The organism is Pseudomonas sp. PA-6-3C (assembly GCF_021605825.1).
In the GTDB taxonomy this organism is placed as follows: Bacteria; Pseudomonadota; Gammaproteobacteria; order Pseudomonadales; family Pseudomonadaceae; genus Aquipseudomonas; species Aquipseudomonas edaphica.
Genome location: NZ_WKDV01000002.1, coordinates 125,959 through 145,175 on the forward strand (window position 1 = coordinate 125,959; position 19,217 = coordinate 145,175).

At 60.7% G+C, this 19,217-nt stretch carries 16 protein-coding genes; 5 read left to right on the forward strand and 11 right to left on the reverse strand.

The genetic code is table 11. The features are described 5' to 3' along the window. Positions 1-128: 128 nt before the first annotated feature. From phoU to GIW48_RS02445, 6 genes are all read right to left on the reverse strand, one after another. The gene (phoU, locus tag GIW48_RS02420; RefSeq protein ID WP_016971674.1) at positions 129-890 is read right to left on the reverse strand and encodes a phosphate signaling complex protein PhoU; all 762 of its coding nucleotides are present in this window, start codon (positions 888-890) and stop codon (positions 129-131) included. A gap of 111 nt (positions 891-1,001) precedes the next feature. Beyond that, on the reverse strand, positions 1,002-1,835 hold the full coding sequence (pstB, locus tag GIW48_RS02425) for a phosphate ABC transporter ATP-binding protein PstB (protein ID WP_017135801.1): 834 nt from the start codon (positions 1,833-1,835) through the stop codon (positions 1,002-1,004). Positions 1,836-2,045: 210 nt separating this feature from the next. Beyond that, complete coding sequence (gene pstA, locus GIW48_RS02430; protein ID WP_017135800.1) at positions 2,046-3,716, reverse strand: phosphate ABC transporter permease PstA; 1,671 nt, start codon at positions 3,714-3,716, stop codon at positions 2,046-2,048. Positions 3,717-3,731: 15 nt separating this feature from the next. Then, a complete protein-coding gene (locus GIW48_RS02435) occupies positions 3,732-5,765 on the reverse strand; it encodes an ABC transporter permease subunit (RefSeq protein WP_170037024.1) in 2,034 nt (677 codons plus the stop codon). Positions 5,766-6,286: 521 nt separating this feature from the next. Then, positions 6,287-7,273, reverse strand: a complete 987-nt coding sequence (locus GIW48_RS02440; RefSeq protein WP_017135798.1) for a phosphate ABC transporter substrate-binding protein PstS — start codon at positions 7,271-7,273, stop codon at positions 6,287-6,289. Between the two features lie 330 nt (positions 7,274-7,603). Further along, the gene (locus tag GIW48_RS02445) at positions 7,604-8,893 is read right to left on the reverse strand and encodes an MFS transporter (protein ID WP_017135797.1); all 1,290 of its coding nucleotides are present in this window, start codon (positions 8,891-8,893) and stop codon (positions 7,604-7,606) included. 458 nt (positions 8,894-9,351) lie between these two features. Between GIW48_RS02445 and GIW48_RS02450 the strand changes: the two genes are divergently transcribed. Beyond that, entirely contained in the window at positions 9,352-9,756 is a 405-nt protein-coding gene (locus GIW48_RS02450; RefSeq protein WP_003176975.1) for an acyl-CoA thioesterase, read from the forward strand. A 58-nt stretch (positions 9,757-9,814) separates the two neighbouring features. Next, positions 9,815-10,714: a D-hexose-6-phosphate mutarotase gene (locus GIW48_RS02455; protein WP_176992512.1), complete on the forward strand. Its 900-nt coding sequence runs from the start codon at positions 9,815-9,817 to the stop codon at positions 10,712-10,714. Positions 10,715-10,865: 151 nt separating this feature from the next. Here the strand turns inward: GIW48_RS02455 and GIW48_RS02460 are convergent, their stop codons facing one another. The 5 genes from GIW48_RS02460 to GIW48_RS02480 form a co-directional block, all read right to left on the reverse strand. Beyond that, positions 10,866-11,402, reverse strand: a complete 537-nt coding sequence (locus GIW48_RS02460; RefSeq protein WP_017135795.1) for a DUF3299 domain-containing protein — start codon at positions 11,400-11,402, stop codon at positions 10,866-10,868. A 78-nt stretch (positions 11,403-11,480) separates the two neighbouring features. Continuing rightward, positions 11,481-11,726 (reverse strand): GlsB/YeaQ/YmgE family stress response membrane protein, encoded by a 246-nt coding sequence (locus GIW48_RS02465; RefSeq protein WP_058424295.1) that lies wholly within the window; start codon positions 11,724-11,726, stop codon positions 11,481-11,483. A 105-nt stretch (positions 11,727-11,831) separates the two neighbouring features. Next, positions 11,832-12,917: a 5-(carboxyamino)imidazole ribonucleotide synthase gene (locus tag GIW48_RS02470; protein WP_017135794.1), complete on the reverse strand. Its 1,086-nt coding sequence runs from the start codon at positions 12,915-12,917 to the stop codon at positions 11,832-11,834. 12 nt (positions 12,918-12,929) lie between these two features. Then, a complete protein-coding gene (purE, locus tag GIW48_RS02475; RefSeq protein ID WP_003195648.1) occupies positions 12,930-13,421 on the reverse strand; it encodes a 5-(carboxyamino)imidazole ribonucleotide mutase in 492 nt (163 codons plus the stop codon). A 349-nt stretch (positions 13,422-13,770) separates the two neighbouring features. Continuing rightward, positions 13,771-14,679: a LysR substrate-binding domain-containing protein gene (locus GIW48_RS02480; RefSeq protein ID WP_017135793.1), complete on the reverse strand. Its 909-nt coding sequence runs from the start codon at positions 14,677-14,679 to the stop codon at positions 13,771-13,773. Positions 14,680-14,861: 182 nt separating this feature from the next. On the opposite strand from GIW48_RS02480, the gene aspA reads away from it, so the two are divergent. The 3 genes from aspA (at position 14,862) to GIW48_RS02495 (ending at position 19,175) form a co-directional block, all read left to right on the forward strand. After that, positions 14,862-16,286, forward strand: coding sequence for an aspartate ammonia-lyase (gene aspA / locus GIW48_RS02485; protein ID WP_138450573.1), 1,425 nt, complete (start codon positions 14,862-14,864; stop codon positions 16,284-16,286). Positions 16,287-16,678: 392 nt separating this feature from the next. Further along, the gene (locus GIW48_RS02490) at positions 16,679-18,121 is read left to right on the forward strand and encodes an alanine/glycine:cation symporter family protein (protein WP_138450575.1); all 1,443 of its coding nucleotides are present in this window, start codon (positions 16,679-16,681) and stop codon (positions 18,119-18,121) included. A gap of 76 nt (positions 18,122-18,197) precedes the next feature. Beyond that, positions 18,198-19,175, forward strand: a complete 978-nt coding sequence (locus GIW48_RS02495; RefSeq protein WP_138450576.1) for an asparaginase — start codon at positions 18,198-18,200, stop codon at positions 19,173-19,175. Positions 19,176-19,217 lie beyond the last annotated feature (42 nt).

Below are 19,217 nucleotides of genomic sequence, written 5' to 3' on the forward strand. Positions count from 1 at the left end.
TGACTGATGGCATTTTGCCAAAACTCGCTGGTCACAGAAGGACTTATTGCTCCTGCTGCGCAAATAAATTCAGATGCCACAAACGAAAACGCCCGACCAAAGGCCGGGCGTTAATGTCTCGGGCAACCTTACTTATCGTCAGTTTCGCCCGGAACATTAGGGATTTGATCGGCCGTGCCTTCAACTTCGGCTTTCATGCGCTTGAGGCCCATGTGCCGCACGTCGGTGCCGCGCACCAGGTAAATCACCAATTCCGAGATATTGCGCGCGTGGTCGCCGATCCGTTCCAGGGAACGTAATACCCAGATGATGTTCAAGACCCGCGAGATAGAGCGCGGGTCTTCCATCATGTAGGTGGCCAGCTCGCGCAGTGCGGTCTTGTATTCGCGGTCGATGGTCTTGTCGTATTGCGCCACCGACAACGCCAATTCGGCGTCGAAGCGGGCAAAAGCGTCCAGCGCATCGCGCACCATATTGCGCACTTGGTCACCGATGTGGCGCACTTCCACGTAACCGCGTGGCGCCTCGCCTTCTTCGCACAGCTGGATAGCGCGGCGGGCGATTTTGGTGGCTTCGTCGCCGATGCGCTCCAAATCGATTACCGACTTGGAGATGCTGATGATCAAACGCAGGTCGGAGGCCGCCGGTTGGCGACGGGCCAGAATGCGCAGGCATTCTTCATCGATATTGCGTTCCATCTGATTGATCTGGTCATCAATCTCGCGCACTTGCTGGGCCAGGCCAGAGTCGGCCTCGATCAACGCAGTAACGGCATCGTTGACTTGCTTCTCCACCAGCCCGCCCATCGCCAGGAGGTGGCTGCGCACCTCCTCAAGCTCGGCGTTGAACTGCGCGGAGATGTGGTGGGTAAGGCCTTCTTTGCTAATCATGGGTTTGCTCCGCAAAAGCTGTAAGCCGCAAGCTACAAGCTGCAAGCTGATGTGTGTCGTTGATCAAACTGCTTCCACTTGCCGCTTGAAACTTGCGGCTTGCAGCTGGGGCTAGCCGTAACGACCGGTGATGTAGTCTTCGGTCTGCTTCTTCGCCGGGTTGGTGAACAAGGTGTCGGTGTCGCCGAACTCCACCAGCTTGCCCATGTACATGAACGCGGTGTAGTCGGAAACCCGCGCCGCCTGTTGCATGTTGTGGGTCACGATGACGATGGTGAACTTGGACTTGAGTTCGTAGATCAGCTCTTCGACTTTCAGCGTCGAGATCGGGTCGAGTGCCGAGCAGGGTTCGTCGAGCAGCAACACTTCCGGCTCCACGGCGATGGTGCGGGCGATCACCAGACGCTGCTGCTGGCCGCCGGACAGGCCGAGTGCCGAGTCGTGCAGACGGTCTTTAACTTCGTCCCACAACGCCGCGCCTTTCAAGGCCCACTCAACGGCTTCGTCGAGGATGCGTTTTTTGTTAATGCCCTGGATGCGCAGGCCGTAAACCACGTTTTCGTAGATGGTCTTGGGGAACGGGTTCGGCTTCTGGAACACCATGCCCACGCGACGGCGCAGCTCGGCCACGTCTTCGCCCTTGCGGTAGATGTTAGTGCCGTACAGGTTGATCGCGCCTTCTACGCGGCAACCGTCAACCAGGTCGTTCATGCGGTTGAAGGTGCGCAGCAGCGTGGACTTGCCGCAGCCGGACGGGCCGATAAAGGCGGTCACGCGCTGCTTGGGGATGTTCATGCTGACGTCGAACAGCGCCTGCTTTTCACCGTAGTACAGGCTCAGGCCCGGAACTTCGATGGCCACGGTTTCCTGGGCCAGGCTCAGGCTCTGCTTGTCGCGACCCAGGGCCGACATGTTGATGCCGTGGGTATGGGTTTCATGTTGCATGGGATGCTCCCTGTGCTACCAATTCGTTTGGTTGAACCGCCGGGGCGGTTTACTCAAAAATCTGTGTCTGTCTCTGGACCCTTGAGGAGCTGGCTTGTGTGGGAGCTGGGCTTGCCCGCGATGCAGGCACCGCGGTGTGTCAGCCACACCGCGATGATGCTATCGCAGGCAAGCCAGCTCCCACACAAGCCGGCCCCACAGGGGATCGCTTTAGCTGTCCAGCGCCTTGTATTTTTCGCGCAGGTGGTTACGAATCCACACCGCCGACAGGTTGAGCGTGGCGATCACCAGCACCAGCAGCAAGGCGGTGGCGTATACCAGCGGTCGTGCGGCTTCGACGTTGGGGCTCTGGAAGCCAACGTCATAAATATGGAAGCCCAGGTGCATGATTTTCTGGTCAAGGTGCAGGTACGGGTAGTTGCCATCCAGCGGCAGCGACGGTGCCAGCTTGACCACACCCACCAGCATCAGCGGCGCCACTTCACCGGCGGCGCGGGCCACGGCGAGGATCATGCCGGTCATCATCGCCGGGCTGGCCATCGGCAGCACAATCTTCCACAGCGTTTCCGCCTTGGTTGCGCCGAGTGCCAGGGAACCCTCACGCACGGTACGAGGAATCCGCGCCAGGCCTTCTTCAGTGGCCACGATCACCACCGGCACCGCCAGCAGCGCCAGGGTCAGCGAAGCCCACAGCAGGCCAGGCGTACCGAAGGTCGGCGCCGGCAGAGCTTCAGCGAAGAACAAACGGTCGACCGAGCCACCCAGTACATACACAAAGAAGCCCAGGCCGAACACGCCGTAAACGATGGCCGGTACGCCGGCCAGGTTGTTCACCGCGATACGGATAATGCGGGTCAGGGTGTTCTGTTTGGCGTATTCACGCAGGTACACCGCCGCCAGCACGCCGAACGGGGTCACGATCATCGCCATGATCAGGGTCATCATCACGGTGCCGAAGATGGCCGGGAAGATCCCGCCTTCGGTGTTGGCTTCCCGTGGGTCGTCGCTCAAGAATTCCCAGACCTTGCTGAAGTAGAAACCCACCTTGGTCAGGGTGCCCATGGCGTTCGGCTGGTAGGCGTGCACCACTTTGCCGATGCCGATTTCGATTTCTTTGCCGTTGCCGTCGCGGGCCGTCAGGCTGTCGCGGTTGAACTGGGTGTGCAGGTCGGCCAGGCGCGCTTCGATGTCCTGGTAACGGGCATTCAGCTCGGCGCGGCCGGAGTCCATGTCGGCCTGGGCGGCAGCGTCGAGCTTGCCTTCCAGCTCCAGCTTGCGCCCGTGCAGGCGGATGCGTTCCAGGCCAGCGTTGATCGCGCCGATGTCGGTTTTCTCAAGGCTCTTGAGCTGGGCCGCCAACTTGTTCACGCGATCGACGCGGGCTTGCAGCTCCGGCCATGCGGCTTCGCCTTCGGCGATCACCTTGCCATCTTGCTTGACGTTGACCAGGGTGCCGTAGAAGTTGCCCCACTCACGACGCTCGATGGCCATCAGGTTCTTCGGGGTGGTCTGGTCTTTCAACCACTCGCCGACGATCCAGGTGAAGTCGTTGCCATTCAAGTCGCGGTTACCGACCTTGATCAGCTCGCGGGTCATGAATTCCGGGCCTTGGTCCGGCACCGGCAGGCCCGCGCTTTTCAGGCGCTCGCGCGGCACTTCTTCCTTCTGCACCACTTCGCCGATGACGATATGGTTTTCCTGGCCAGGCACGCTGTAGTTGGCCTGGATCAGGTCGGCCGGCCAGAAGTGGCCCAGACCACGCACGGCAATCACGGCCAGCAAACCAATGGTCATGATGACCGCGATGGACACCGCGCCACCGCTGATCCAGACGCCGGGGGCGCCGCTCTTGAACCATCCATTCAGGGAGTTCTGTTTCACAGACTTCTACCTTTCTTAAAGCGACGAGTATTTCTTGCGCAGACGCTGACGGATCAGCTCGGCGAGGGTGTTCATGATGAAGGTGAACAGCAGCAGCACCAGCGCCGAGAGGAACAGCACGCGGTAGTGACTGCCACCGACTTCCGACTCAGGCATCTCCACCGCAACGTTGGCCGCCAATGTGCGCAGGCCTTCGAACAGGTTCATCTCCATCACCGGGGTGTTGCCGGTGGCCATCAGCACGATCATGGTTTCACCCACTGCGCGGCCCATGCCGATCATCAGTGCGGAGAAGATGCCCGGGCTCGCGGTCAGGATCACCACGCGGGTCATGGTCTGCCATGGCGTGGCGCCCAGGGCCAATGAGCCCAGGGTGAGGCCGCGCGGCACGCTGAACACGGCGTCTTCGGCGATGGAGTAGATGTTCGGGATCACCGCAAAACCCATGGCCAGACCGACGACCAGGGCGTTGCGCTGGTCGTAGGTGATGCCCAGGTCGTGGGAGATCCACATGCGCATGTCGCCGCCAAAGAACCAGGTCTCCAGGTATGGGCTCATGTACAGCGAGAGCCAGCCCACAAACAGGATCACCGGAATCAGGATCGCGCTTTCCCAACCATCCGGAACGCGCAGGCGCAGCGATTCAGGCAGGCGGCTGAAGACAAACCCGGCGACCAGGATGCCAATCGGCAGCAACATCAGCAGGCTGAAAATCCCCGGCAAGTGCCCTTCCACATAAGGCGCCAGGAACAGGCCGGCGAAGAAGCCGAGGATCACCGTCGGCATCGCTTCCATCAGTTCAATCACCGGCTTGACCTTGCGGCGCAGGCTCGGGGCCATGAAGTAAGCGGTGTAGATTGCCGCGGCAACTGCCAGTGGCGCCGCCAGCAACATGGCGTAGAACGCAGCCTTCAGGGTACCGAAGGTCAGCGGGGCCAAACTCATTTTGGGTTCGAAGTCGGTGTTGGCGGCGGTCGATTGCCAGACGTATTTAGGCTCGTCGTAGTTTTCGTACCAGACCTTGCTCCACAGCGCGCTCCAGGACACTTCCGGGTGCGGGTTGTCGAGCAGCAGCGGTTGCAGCTTGCCGCCGGCTTCGACGATCACGCGGTTGGCGCGTGGCGACATGCCGAACAGGCCTTGGCCATCCACCACCGGATCGACCAGCAGCGTGCGGTGCGCGGTACTGTGGAACACGCCGAACTTGCCGGATGCGTCCAGGGCGGTGAAGCCTTTGCGACGCTCCTCGGCGGTGATTTCAACGATTGGCGCGGTGCCCATCTGGAAGGTGCGGATCTGCTTCAGGCGTTGCTCGCCGTCCGGGTCACGGGCCATGAACCATTGGGCCAGGCCGCCCTTGGAGTTACCGACGATCAGCGAGATACCGCCCACCAGCTGGGTGCTGGCAGTGATTTCGGCGTTGCCGTCTTCCAGCAGTTTGTAACGACCGTTGAGGCTCTTGTCGCGCAGGCTGAACACATCGGCGAGCACACGACCGTTGATCACATACAACCACTGCTGGCGTGGGTCGATGAAGATTGCCTTCACCGGTTCGGTCATTTGCGGCAGCTCGATACGCTTCTGCTCGCTGGTGACTTCACCGGTCATCATGTTTTCTTCGCGGCTCAGGCTCAGTACGTTCAAGTACGAACCCGCGGAACCTGCAACCACCAGCGACGAGTCAGTGGCGTTGAGGGCGACGTGCTCCAGCGGGCGGCCCTGCTCGTCGAGGACGATGGGCGTTTCGCCGTAGGGGTATTCAATGGCCGGCGTAATGGTCTTTTTGCCGTCCGGGTACGACACTTTATAAGTGTGGCGGAACACCAGGGACTGGCCATTGGACAAACCGAGGATCACCAACGGGCTGCCTGGCTGGTCCTTGCCGATCGAGACCACAGTGGCGCCAGCAGGCAAAGGCAGGTCGACACGTTTGAGCTCGGCACCGGTGCTCACATCAAAGAACAGCGCCTGGCCCTTGTCGGAAACCCGCATGGCAACTTGGTTCTGTTCTTCGAGGGAGATCATCAACGGCTTGCCGGCGTCCTGCATCCAGGCGGGTGTCAGCGCGTCTTCCTTGGTCAGCGAAGCACCTTGGAACAAAGGTGCAACGACATAAGCCAGGAAGAAGAAGATCAGGGTAATTGCGCCGAGCACGGCGAGGCCGCCGATCAACACATACCAACGGGTCAGGCGATCTTTGAGCGCGCGAATGCGGCGCTTGCGTTGCAGCTCAGGCGTATTGAAATCAATACGCTTGGGGGGAGAAGTCGTCGTCATGGTGGAATTGGCCAGATCATTCATGCGCACACCCTAGCGATCCTGTATGACAGAAAGATGACAATGCAGTGACGCAAGAAATCCGCCGCGTAGCAGGGCTGGCAGCGGATTAAAGAATTAGAGGTGTAGACGGGCTTGAAGAGTAAGGGGTTACTGTGGCGAGCAAGCTTGCTTGCGCTGGGGGGCGAAGCGCCCCCAAGGCTTGCGACTGCTACGCAGTCGAACGGGAGCAAGCTCCCTCGCCACAGCAAGCCCGCTTCCACAGGGCCCGCTGCTACACCGGTATTGCAGGCTTAGTTGCCTTCTTTCAGGCCCAGGTCAGCCAGTGCCTTGGCGGCAACTTTGGCTGGCAGTGGGATGTAACCGTCTTTCACTACTACTTCCTGGCCCTGTTTGGACAGAACCAGTTTCACGAACTCAGCTTCCAGCGGGGCCAGAGGCTTGTTCGGGGCTTTGTTGACGTACACGTAGAGGAAACGCGACAGCGGGTATTTACCGTTCAGGGCGTTTTCTTCGCTGTCTTCGATGAAGTCAGTGCTGCCTTTCTTGGCCAGGGCCACGGTCTTCACGCTAGCAGTTTTGTAGCCGATGCCCGAGTAACCGATGCCGTTCAGCGAGGAGCTGATCGACTGCACGACCGAAGCCGAGCCTGGTTGTTCGTTCACGTTTGGCTTGTAGTCGCCTTTGCACAGGGCTTCTTCTTTGAAGTAGCCGTAGGTGCCGGATACCGAGTTACGACCAAACAACTGAACCGGCTTGTTGGCCAGGTCGCCGGTCACACCCAGGTCGCCCCAGGTTTTAACATCGGCTTTAGCGCCGCACAGACGAGTCGAGGAGAAGATCGCGTCGACTTGTTCCATGGTCAGGTGCTGGATCGGGTTGTCCTTGTGCACAAACACAGCCAGGGCATCCACGGCAACCGGGATAGCGGTTGGCTTGTAGCCGTACTTCTGCTCGAAGGCCGCCAGTTCGGTGTCCTTCATCTTGCGGCTCATCGGGCCCAGGTTGGAGGTGCCTTCAGTCAGCGCAGGAGGTGCAGTGGCGGAGCCGGCAGCCTGAATCTGGATGTTGACGTTCGGGTATTCCTTTTTGTAACCCTCGGCCCACAGGGTCATCAGGTTAGCCAAGGTATCGGAACCGACGCTGGACAAGTTGCCCGACACACCAGTGGTCTTAACGTAAGCCGGGATTGCCGGATCAACACCAGCGGCCACCGCGTTGGCGGTCGCAACGCCAGCAGCGACAAAAGTCATTGCCGCCATCAAACGTTTCAGTTTCATGCCTTGCTCCTAGCAGATAGGGATAGTTGGATCGGGGCCAAGTATCGGTAGGCCGTGTGAACACTCTATGTCTGGAATATGACAATTAGATGAAAGGCCAGTATTTATGAAAAACCTGACAGGAAGGGGGAAGTGCAATAAATCCGGGGCTTGCGAGGAGGTTTAGGCGGCTGGAGCGATGTTTCGGAAACACTCTGTAATCGTTGCTGGCATTGATCCTTCCCACGCTCTGCGTGGGAACGCATCCAGTGACGCTCTGCGTCACGACCTTCAAAAGCGGACGCAGAGCGTCCAGGCCGGCATTCCCACGCAGAGCGTGGGAACGATCATTCAGCGCCCGCGCTTCCACAGGTAGCCGCCCACCGCCATCCCCATTACACACAGGACAGCCACGTAGTAAGCAGGCCCCATCGGGCTTTCCTTCATCAGCAGCGATACCGCCAGTGGCGTCAAACCACCAAATACGGCGTAGGCCACGTTATAGGAGAACGACAAACCGCTGAAACGCACCACTGGCGGGAATGCTTTCACCATCACGTAAGGCACTACACCGATGGTGCCCACAAACAGGCCGGTCAACGCGTACAGCGGGAACAACCAGTCCGGGTGGGCCATCAGGCTGTGATACAGCGTCCAGGAAGTGGCCAGCAGCAACGCGCAACCGGTGACCAAAACGCGACCGGCACCAAAACGGTCAGCCAGCGCGCCGGACGCAATGCAGCCCAGGCTCAGCGTAACGATCGCCAGGCTGTTGGCTTGCAGCGCAACCGTCGGGCTGAAGTGGTAGACGGTTTGCAGCACGGTCGGGGTCATCAGGATGACCACAACCACACCCGCCGACAGCAACCACGTCAACAGCATCGACAGCACGATGGCGCCACGGTGGTCACGCAATACCGCGCGCAATGGCAACTCGGCAGCCAGGGTTTTGCGCTGCTGCATCTCAGCGAAGATCGGTGTTTCGTGCAGCCAACGGCGCAAGTACACCGACAGCAGGCCGAACACCCCCCCCAGCAGGAACGGGATACGCCACGCGTAATCCGAGACCTGCTCCGGGGTATAGAGGGTGTTGATGGCGGTAGCCACCAGCGAACCCAGCAGGATACCGGCGGTGAGGCCGCTGGTCAGGGTGCCGCAGGCATAGCCGATGTGGCGCGGCGGCACGTGTTCGGAGACAAACACCCAGGCGCCAGGTACTTCGCCGCCAATGGCGGCGCCCTGGATGACGCGCATCAGCAGCAACAGCAGCGGCGCCCACAGGCCGATCTGTGCGTAGGTCGGCAGCAGGCCCATGATCAGGGTCGGCACGGCCATCATGAAGATGCTCAGGGTGAACATTTTCTTGCGGCCCAGCAGGTCACCGAAGTGCGCCATGATGATGCCGCCCAGCGGGCGTGCCAGGTAACCGGCGGCGAAGATGCCGAAGGTCTGCATCATGCGCAGCCATTCGGGCATGTCGACGGGGAAAAACAGCTTCCCGACCACGGTAGCGAAAAACACGAAGATGATGAAGTCGTAGAATTCCAGCGCCCCGCCCAAGGCAGACAGCGAAAGGGTTTTGTAGTCGTTGCGGGTCAGCGGGCGCGAAGGTTGCGCGCTGCTTGCGGGCACGGAGGACATGGCAAGGCTTCTCTTATAGTAATCAGAACAGCAAGCCCGGGACTTGCGGCAGGTTTGGCAAGATAGCAAATCGTTTGAAAAAGCACAGCGTCTACCGAATCACAGTTCAAATGGGCGAAATATTCCCCATTCGTGCGCTTTCCCTGCAATCAGAAACACAGTTGCGCGAAAAAGCCGCATAACAGCCGCGATTTGCCGACCAAATGAGCGCCGGGAGGTCGTCGCGGCGCCAGCGTCTCGATATACTCGGCCCTTGCAAGCGCCAAACCCGCTGTCTTGAGGGGCTGCTGTGCCAAAACGTCGTTGGGTGCCACCCAGCCGTTTTGGCAGAGTTTCCCTTTAGTGCGCCTTACGAGAAACGTATCGAGCGGTGTATGTTGGTGCTGAAACGTTTTTCCCGAAGACGGCTATCCACTTGAAACACCCATGAAGCGTTACGGGTCAGAGGCACCCTTGGCATGATCGAACTCGAACAAGAAGATCCTATCCCGCAAGGCGATCTCGCCCTGCAAATCACCGCATTGCCACGTGAAACCAATGGTTTTGGCGATATTTTTGGCGGCTGGCTGGTCGCGCAGATGGACCTGGCAGGCACGGCAATGGCCAGCAAGGTCGCCGGCGGCCGCGTGGCTACCGTGGCCATTGATCGCATGGCCTTTCTGGTGCCGGTCGCCGTCGGTGCGCAATTGTCCTTCTATACCCAAGCCCTGGAAATTGGCCGTAGCTCGATCCAGATGATGGTCGAAGTGTGGAGCGACGACCCGCTGTCCAGTGAATGGCGCAAAGTTACCGAGGCGGTGTTCGTGTTCGTCGCCATCGATGGCAGCGGCCGCACGCGCTCGGTACCGTCGCGCGCGCGTTAAACCTCGTCGGGTTTTGACGGTCAATTGCCCCATTGCCTGCCATTAAAGAGTGCTTCGTATGCCTGTGCCCCACGTTGAAAGCGTAAAAATCGACGAACTGGACTGCTGGCGCATTCGCCACAACGGCGCTGAATTGATGGTGGCCCAACAGGGCGCGCACATCTTCAGTTACCAGCGCAAGGGCGAGCAGCCGCTGATATGGCCAAACCCTGCGGCGGTGTTCAAGCAAGGCAAAGGCATCCGTACCGGCGTGCCGGTATGCTGGCCATGGTTTGGCGTGTTTGACCGCAACCCGCAGAGCGTCAAGGCAATGCGCCAGAGCGAGCAACCGGCCGGTGCCCATGGTTTTGTGCGCACGGCACAGTGGGAGTTGGCTGCGAGCGAACTCGAAGGCCAGGCGCTACGGGTGGACTTGGTTCTGCCGGTTCCCGAGGGCGGCTTCCCCGGCTGGCCGCATCAGGTCAACCTGACGTTGAGCCTGCTGCTTGACGATCAACTGCACATCCGCCTGACCAGCCACAACCGTGGCACCGACACCGTGACCCTCAGCCAGGCGCTGCACACGTACTTCGCCGTGAGTGACGTACGCAAGGTGCAGGTCGAAGGGCTGGATGGGCTGGCGTATATCGACACCGCCGATGGCTGGGCCGAGAAGAAGCAGTCCGGCCTGCTGCACTTCAGTGCCGAGACTGACCGTATCTACCTGGATACGCCGGCGCAGTTGAATATTGTCGATAAGGATTGGCAGCGCCGCATTCAGCTCACCAGCCAGGGTTCGAGCTCGACCGTGATCTGGAACCCATGGACCGAACGCGCCAAGGCGTTTGACGACATGGCCGATGATGGCTGGCAGGGCATGCTGTGCATCGAAACGGCGAATGTGCTGGATGATGTGGTGAGCTTGGCGCCGGGTCAAAGCCATACCTTGGGTGTGAGCATCGCCAGCTTCGCTCTGTAAAAACCAATCAACATGTGTGAGCACGCTTGTGTGGGAGCTGGCTTGCCTGCGATAGCATCACCTCGGTTTCACTGATACACCGAGGTGCCTGAATCGCAGGCAAGCCAGCTCCCACACAAGCCCGCTCCCACATTGGGTTCTGCGTCATGATCTAGAGATCGGACTCTTTCACTACCCTGACCTTCCCCGCATCCAGCGCATACGCCGCGTCCGCCAGGTCATTGTTGACCTTCTCCACCTTCAACGTGCCCGTCACCCACAGCGGCGTGTAGATATCATCCAGCTTCAGCCCCTTGGGATAACGCACCAGCACCAGTTGGTTAGGTGGCGGTGGCGGCACGTGGATGCAGGCGCCCGGGTATGGCACCAGGAAAAACAGCGTGCTGCGGCCCTTGGCGTCGGTTTCCAACGGCACCGGGTAGCCGCCAATGCGGATGTTCTTGCCGTTCATGGCGGCCACGGTCTTGGTCGAATACATCACCGCCGGCAAGCCTTTGCTCTGCTTCAAGCCACCTTTATCGGTGAAGGTGCCTTGGGCTTCGGGGGAGTTGTGGTCGATCTCGGGCATGGCCTCGAGGGCTTTCTGGTCTGAAAGCGGCATCAAGTCGAGCCAATCGGTTTCCGGCAGTTCACCGGCGTGCGCCAGGCCAGAGCCCAACAGGAGAAGTGTGAATAGAAGACGGCGCATGAAAAAGCTCGGCAAGTTCAGATGCCGAGCATTCTAGCCCTCTGCGCCTGCGCAGCGCAGAGGGCTTTGTCGCTTAGATCATTTCTTTTTCAGCAGGCCGTAGATCACCAACAGCACGATGGCGCCGATCAGCGCGCCGAGGAAGCCCGCGCCTTGACCCGCCTGGTAGATGCCCAGGGCCTGACCACCGTAGGTGGCGACCAGGGAACCTGCGATACCCAGCAGGATGGTCATGATCCAGCCCATGCTGTCGTCGCCAGGCTTGAGGAAACGAGCCAGCAGGCCGACGATCAAGCCGATAAAGATGGTTCCGATGATACCCATGGCATTTCCCTCTGAATGATGTGAACTACACAAAAGCCTAGTCAGACTTTAGCGTCCTGCAATCAGAGAGGCGACGATAACCAATGGTTCCCGCCGCCCTCAAGGTTATTGCTCGGCGATCAATGCTTCGACCTTGAGGATCTGCGCCTCAAGGGTCGCACGGTCCTTGCAACGCAGGTTGGCGTGGCCAACTTTACGCCCGGCCTTGAAAGCCTTGCCGTAGTGATGCAGGTGGCAGTCATCAATGGCGATGACTTTTTCTACCGGCGGGACTGCGCCGATAAAGTTGAGCATGGCGCTCTCGCCGACCTTCGCTGTGGAACCCAGCGGCAAGCCCGCCACCGCCCGCAGGTGGTTTTCGAACTGGCTGCACTCGGCACCTTCGGTGGTCCAGTGCCCGGAGTTGTGCACGCGCGGGGCGATTTCGTTGGCCTTGAGGCCGCCGTCGACTTCAAAGAACTCGAACGCCATCACGCCGACGTAATCCAGCTGCTTGAGCACGCGGCTGGAATAGTCTTCGGCCAGGGCCTGCAGCGGGTGGTCGGTGCTGGCTACGGACAGCTTGAGAATGCCGCTGTCGTGAGTGTTGTGCACCAACGGGTAGAAGCGGGTCTCGCCGTCACGGGCGCGCACAGCGATCAGAGAAACTTCACCGGTGAACGGCACAAAGCCTTCCAGCAGGCAGGCAACACTGCCCAGTTCGGCAAAAGTGCCGACCACATCGGCAGCAGTGCGCAGGACTTTCTGGCCCTTGCCGTCATAACCCAGGGTGCGGGTCTTGAGCACGGCTGGCAGGCCGATGCTGGCAACGGCGGCGTCAAGGTCCGCCTGGGACTGGATATCGGCGAAGGCGGGGGTCGGGATACCCAGGTCCTTGAACATGCTCTTCTCGAACCAGCGGTCACGCGCGATGCGCAAGGCTTCGGCGCTCGGGTACACCGGCACGAACTGCGACAGGAAGGCCACGGTTTCGGCCGGGACGCTTTCGAATTCGAAGGTCACCAGGTCGACTTCATCGGCCAGTTGGCGCAGATGGTCCGGGTCGCTGTAGTCAGCGCGCAGGTGTTCACCCAGGGCAGCGGCACAGGCGTCCGGCGCCGGGTCCAGGAAAGCGAAGTTCATCCCCAGCGGGGTGCCCGCCAAGGCCAGCATGCGACCCAGTTGGCCGCCACCGATTACACCGATTTTCATCAATCAATACCTTCAGGCGATACGTGGGTCTGGATTGTCCAGCACGCTGTCTGTCTGCTCAGCACGGAATTTTTTCAGCACCGCATGGAACTGCGGGTGCTTGGCGCCCAGGATGCTGGCGGACAGCAACGCAGCGTTGATCGCGCCGGCCTTGCCGATTGCCAATGTAGCCACCGGAATACCGGCCGGCATCTGCACGATGGACAACAGCGAATCCACGCCCGAGAGCATCGACGACTGCACCGGCACACCGAGCACCGGCAGATGGGTCTTGGCCGCACACATGCCTGGCAGGTGCGCCGCACCGCCGGCACCGGCGATGATCACCTCGATGCCACGGGATTCTGCTTCATCGGCATACTGGAACAGCAAATCCGGGGTGCGGTGGGCAGAGACCACTTTCACTTCATACGGAATGCCGAGTTTTTCCAGCATATCGGCGGTGTGGCTAAGGGTGGACCAATCGGACTTGGAGCCCATGATCACGCCAACCAATGCACTCATCGTCGTGCCTCTTCTCTCTGGGCGCCCGCAGGCGCGTCAAAAAACAACAAGCCACGCGGGAAATCCGGCGTGGCTTGGTGTACGAATTAAGGCCGGTTGGACCGGCCGAAGGCCGCGCAGTATACCGTAATAATCCAGATAAACAGCCCCTGGAATGACCATCTGTCTTACGGCGCAAAGTGGCGGTTTTATTGACTTCTAAGTCAGCGAAACCGGCGCAAATTTCCCCTGAGAAAAAGGGTCAATGTGGGAGCTGGCTTGCCTGCGATAGCATCACCTCACTATGGCTGATGTACCGAGGTGCCTGCATCGCAGGCAAGCCAGCTCCCACAGTTGATCTGCATTGCGCTCAAGTGTTTTGTGCAGCTCCACCTTCCAACTTGCGCCACAGCAGCCGCACGTTCGCCTTGCGCACCAACGCGCAGCGATACAGACGAATCTCCAGCGGCACATGCCATTGCGGGCCGCCGCACACCACCAGTTCGCCACGTGCCAGTTCGGCACGCACGCTCAACTGCGGCACCCAGGCGATACCCAAGCCTTCAAGGGCCATGCTCTTGAGACTGTCTGCCATGGCAGTTTCGTAAATGGTGGTGAAACGCAGGGCGCGCTGGCGCAGCAGCAAATTTACCGAGCGCCCGAGAAAGGCGCCGGCACTGTAGGCCAGCAACGGCACGCTGCCCTCACCCTCCAGGTCGAACAGCGGTTTGCCGTCGGCGTCGGCGGCGCACACCGGGAGCATCTCGGTGTTGCCCAGGTGCAGCGACGGGAAGATTTCCGCGTCCATCTGCATGGCCGCATCCGGGTCGTAGAACGCCAGCATCAAGTCGCAGCCGCCTTCGCGCAGGGCGTGCACTGCATCGCCAACGTTGGTGGCGACCAGTCGGGTCGCGATGTTAAGGCCCTCGTTACGCAGTTGCGCGATCCAGCGCGGGAAGAAGCCCAATGCCAGGGAGTGCGCGGCCGCCACTTGCATGACTTCGCCCTGCCCACCTTCCAGGTGATGCAAATGGCGCAGCACTTCACCGAGCTGTTCGACCACCGTGCGCGCGGTGACCAGGAACAGCTGCCCCGCCGCCGTCAGCTCGACGGGCGTGCGCGAACGGTTGACCAACGTCAGGCCCAACGCGGCTTCAAGGCTCCGGATACGCCGGCTGAACGCTGGCTGGGTGACAAAGCGCCGCTCCGCTGCCTGGGAAAAGCTGCGGGTTGCCGCCAGGGCGCTGAAGTCTTCCAGCCATTTGCTCTCAAGGTTCATCGCTTCCTCCCACGGACACGCACCATTTTGGCACACACGCCCGCCATGATAACCGGGTCACATCAACATTATGCCGTTTGTGCATAGGCCAGTGTTTAACAGCATTGGCCCAAAAACTTCTACAAGCCTAGCATTCGCAGCGTTCCGGCCTGTTCCGGGTCCATATCGAGATGATTTCCGTCATGTCCTCCGCTGCATCATTCCGCACAGAAAAAGACCTGCTTGGCGTACTCGAAGTACCGGCTCAAGCGTATTACGGCATCCAGACCCTGCGAGCGGTGAACAACTTCCGCCTCTCGGGCGTTCCGATTTCGCATTACCCGAAATTGGTGGTCGGCCTGGCAATGGTCAAGCAAGCAGCCGCTGACGCCAACCGCGAGTTGGGCCAGCTCAGCGAAGCCAAGCACGCTGCCATCAGCGAAGCCTGTGCCCGTCTGATCCGCGGCGATTTCCACGAAGAGTTCGTGGTGGACATGATTCAAGGCGGCGCTGGCACTTCGACCAACATGAATGCCAACGAAGTCATCGCCAACATCGCGTTGGAGGCCATGGGCCACAACAAGGGCGAGTACCAGTACCTGCACCCCAACAACGACGTGAACATGGCGCAGTCGACCAACGACGCCTACCCAACCGCGATCCGCCTGGGTCTGCTGCTGGGCCATGACGCGCTGCTGGCCAGCCTCGACAGCCTGATCCAGGCGTTCGCCGCCAAAGGCATCGAGTTCGGCCACGTGCTGAAAATGGGCCGTACCCAATTGCAAGATGCCGTGCCGATGACCCTCGGCCAGGAATTCCGCGCCTTCGCCACCACCCTGGGTGAAGACCTGGCTCGCCTGAAAACACTGGCGCCAGAGCTACTGACCGAAGTGAACCTGGGCGGCACCGCCATCGGCACCGGCATCAACGCCGACCCGCGTTACCAGGCCCTGGCCGTACAACGCCTGGCGCTGATCAGCGGCCAGCCGCTGGTTCCGGCTGCCGACCTGATCGAAGCCACCTCCGACATGGGCGCTTTCGTGCTGTTCTCCGGCATGCTCAAGCGTACTGCGGTGAAGCTGTCGAAGATCTGCAATGACCTGCGTCTGCTGTCCAGCGGCCCACGCACCGGCATCAACGAGATCAACCTGCCGGCACGCCAGCCAGGCAGCTCGATCATGCCCGGCAAGGTTAACCCGGTGATCCCGGAAGCCGTGAACCAGGTCGCGTTCCAGGTTATCGGTAACGACCTGGCCCTGACCATGGCAGCCGAAGGCGGCCAACTGCAGTTGAACGTGATGGAGCCGCTGATCGCTTTCAAGATCTTCGACTCGATCCGCCTGCTGCAACGCGCCATGGACATGCTGCGCGAACACTGCATCGTCGGCATCACCGCCAACGAAGCCCGTTGCCGCGAACTGGTGGAACACTCCATCGGTCTGGTCACCGCGCTGAACCCGTACATCGGCTATGAAAACGCCACCCGCATTGCGCGTATCGCCCTCGAAAGCGGCCGCGGCGTGCTGGAACTGGTGCGCGAAGAAGGCTTGCTCGACGACGCCATGCTCGACGACATCCTGCGCCCCGAAAACATGATTGCTCCACGTTTGGTCCCGCTGAAGGCCTAAGCGTTTGATGCACCGCTCACCAGGTTGAGGGACTAGACACCTCTCACCTTTTGAGGGCCTGAAGGCTCGTTCTTCAGGCCCTTTTTTTTGCCCCAAGGTTGTGAAATGACGCCCATAAAAAATCCAATATCGCCCTGCAAACCCTCCTTGCCTGCAACCGCCTGGCTGAAACCTTTAATCGCCCCGTGCAGACGGATCACGCTCGCCTAGGTATAGTGCCGCCCCTCTTCGCGTCTGCGGCCGTCGGTAACGAGGCCCGCAGACATCGCGAAAGCGCATGAATAACAACACCCGCAAAAGGATTGGGGCGAAGCGTCGTGCACTGCCTGGTGCTGAGCGACGCGTCGGACCGTCCTGCGTTTGCCATTAGAAAAATCAGCGAGGAACACTCCATGCTCGAAGTCATCAACGACTTCCTCTCAGGGAAAGTACTGATCGTGCTCATTGTCGGGCTCGGCGGTTATTTCACGATCCGCTCGCGTTTCGTACAGTTGCGTCACTTTTTCCACATGTTCTCGGTGTTCAAAGACAGCCTGAAGAGCAGCGCCGGCCAGCTCAGTTCCTTCCAGGCGCTGATGCTCAGCCTGGCCGGCCGCGTGGGTGCCGGTAACATCGCCGGTGTCGGCATTGCCGTGACCCTGGGTGGCCCGGGTGCCGTGTTCTGGATGTGGGTCACCGCGCTGGTGGGCATGTCCTCGAGCTTTATCGAGTGCTCCCTCGGCCAGTTGTACAAGCGCACCGATGCCGAGGGCACCTACCGTGGCGGCCCGGCGTATTACATCCAGCACGGCTTGCAGAAGCGCTGGCTGGGTATGGTCATGGCGTTCCTGTTGCTGGTGACTTTCGGTTTCGCCTTCAACGGCCTGCAAGCCCACGCCGTGACTCACTCGCTGAACAACGCCTTTGGCCTGGACACCACCTACACCGGCCTGGCGCTGGCGGTATTGCTGGGCCTGGTGTTCATCGGCGGGATCAAGCGCATCGCTTCGATTGCCGACCTGCTGGTGCCGGTCAAGACCCTGGTCTACATCGCTGTGACCCTGTACGTGATCGTGCTGCAATTCGACCACGTGCCGGCCATGCTCGCGACCATCGTCAAAAGCGCTTTCGGCCTCGACCAAGCCTTCGGTGGCCTGGTGGGCAGCGCGATCATCATGGGTGTGAAGCGCGGCGTGTTCGCCAACGAAGCCGGTCTGGGCAGTGCGCCTAACGTGGCGGCAGTGGCCTCGGTAGAACACCCGATCGCCCAAGGCGTGGTGCAGGCGTTCAGCGTGTTCCTCGACACCTTCGTGATCTGTACCTGCACCGCGTTGCTGATCCTGCTCTCCGGTTTCTACACCCCAGGTTTTGAAGGCGACGGCATTGCCCTGACCCAGAACTCCCTGGCGGCGGTGGTCGGTGACTGGGGCCGCATGTTCATCTCGGTGGCCCTGGCGTTGTTCGTGTTCACCTCGATCATGTACAACTACTACCTCGGCGAGAGCAACCTGCGCTTCCTGGTGGGTAACAACCGCAAGGTGCTGATGGGCTACCGTGCGCTGGTGCTGGTGCTGATTTTCTGGGGTTCGATCGAGAACCTGAGCACCGTGTTCGCCTTCGCCGACATCACCATGACCCTGCTGGCGTTCGTCAACCTGTTCGCCCTGGCGTTCCTGTTCAAGATTGCCATGCGCATCCTCAATGACTACGACAACCAGCGTGCCGCAGGCATCAAGACGCCGGTGTTCGACTCCAGCCAGTTCCCTGACCTGGACCTGGACCGCAAGGCCTGGCCGGCCAACCCGGCAAAGGCAGAAGTCACCTCGGCTGAACTGAGCGCTCAAGCGCAACGTTAATCACCGCTAGATGACACGCCGCCCGGCCTTGGGCATGCTCTGGGCCCGGCGGCGTTTTTCGTTCAGGAGATTTTTCATGCAACCAGCTAACAACGTGATGGTGCTCTACACCGGCGGCACCATTGGCATGCAGGCCAGCGCCAACGGCCTGGCGCCTGCGTCGGGTTTTGAGGCGCGCATGCGCGAACAGCTCACCGATGCAGCAGTGCCCATCTGGCGCTTTCAAGAGATGTCGCCGCTGATCGACAGCGCCAACATGACGCCCACTTACTGGCAGCATCTGCGCAGCGCCGTGGTCGAGGCCGTGGACGCAGGCTGCGATGCGGTGCTGATCCTGCACGGCACCGACACCCTGGCCTACAGCGCGGCAGCCATGAGTTTTCAACTGCTGGGCCTGCCGGCGCCGGTAGTCTTCACCGGCTCCATGCTGCCGGCCGGCGTGCCCGACAGCGATGCCTGGGAAAACGTGAGCGGCGCCTTGACAGCCTTGGGCGAAGGCCTGGCGCCGGGCGTGCAGCTGTACTTCCACGGCGCGCTGATGGCACCGACCCGTTGCGCGAAAATCCGCAGCTTCGGTCGCCACCCGTTTGCGGCCCTGCAGCGCAATGGCGGCGTCGCCCAGGCCGACATGATCCCGGCCGCCCTGCATTACCGCCAGCCCAAAGCCTTGGCCAATGTCGGCGTGTTGCCGCTGGTGCCGGGCATCGCTGCCGCGCAACTGAACGCGTTGATCGACAGCGGCATCCAGGCGCTGGTGCTGGAATGCTTCGGCAGCGGCACGGGGCCGAGCGATAACCCTGATTTTCTCGCCAGCCTCAAGCGTGCGCAGGAGCTGGGTGTAACCGTCGTGGCAATCACTCAATGCCATGAAGGCGGCGTGGAACTGGACGTGTACGAAGCCGGCAGCCGCCTGCGCGGCGTGGGCGTGCTGTCCGGTGGCGGCATGACCCGTGAAGCGGCGTTCGGCAAGCTCAATGCCCTGCTCGGCGCCGGGCTTGAGGCCAGTGAAGTGCGCCGCCTGGTGGAACTGGACCTGTGCGGCGAACTGAGCTGACCGGCATGTAACTTGCTCCACTTCCAGCCATCCCCTGGCTGG

Coding starts and splice junctions, on each gene's coding strand:
- phoU (WP_016971674.1), bottom strand. CDS start 890: ATGATTAGCAAAGAAGGCCTTACCCACCACATCTCCGCGCAGTTCAAC.
- pstB (WP_017135801.1), bottom strand. CDS start 1,835: ATGCAACATGAAACCCATACCCACGGCATCAACATGTCGGCCCTGGGT.
- GIW48_RS02435 (WP_170037024.1), bottom strand. CDS start 5,765: ATGCAGGACGCCGGCAAGCCGTTGATGATCTCCCTCGAAGAACAGAAC.
- GIW48_RS02440 (WP_017135798.1), bottom strand. CDS start 7,273: ATGAAACTGAAACGTTTGATGGCGGCAATGACTTTTGTCGCTGCTGGC.
- GIW48_RS02445 (WP_017135797.1), bottom strand. CDS start 8,893: ATGTCCTCCGTGCCCGCAAGCAGCGCGCAACCTTCGCGCCCGCTGACC.
- GIW48_RS02450 (WP_003176975.1), top strand. CDS start 9,352: ATGATCGAACTCGAACAAGAAGATCCTATCCCGCAAGGCGATCTCGCC.
- GIW48_RS02455 (WP_176992512.1), top strand. CDS start 9,815: ATGCCTGTGCCCCACGTTGAAAGCGTAAAAATCGACGAACTGGACTGC.
- GIW48_RS02460 (WP_017135795.1), bottom strand. CDS start 11,402: ATGCGCCGTCTTCTATTCACACTTCTCCTGTTGGGCTCTGGCCTGGCG.
- GIW48_RS02465 (WP_058424295.1), bottom strand. CDS start 11,726: ATGGGTATCATCGGAACCATCTTTATCGGCTTGATCGTCGGCCTGCTG.
- GIW48_RS02470 (WP_017135794.1), bottom strand. CDS start 12,917: ATGAAAATCGGTGTAATCGGTGGCGGCCAACTGGGTCGCATGCTGGCC.
- purE (WP_003195648.1), bottom strand. CDS start 13,421: ATGAGTGCATTGGTTGGCGTGATCATGGGCTCCAAGTCCGATTGGTCC.
- GIW48_RS02480 (WP_017135793.1), bottom strand. CDS start 14,679: ATGAACCTTGAGAGCAAATGGCTGGAAGACTTCAGCGCCCTGGCGGCA.
- aspA (WP_138450573.1), top strand. CDS start 14,862: ATGTCCTCCGCTGCATCATTCCGCACAGAAAAAGACCTGCTTGGCGTA.
- GIW48_RS02490 (WP_138450575.1), top strand. CDS start 16,679: ATGCTCGAAGTCATCAACGACTTCCTCTCAGGGAAAGTACTGATCGTG.
- GIW48_RS02495 (WP_138450576.1), top strand. CDS start 18,198: ATGCAACCAGCTAACAACGTGATGGTGCTCTACACCGGCGGCACCATT.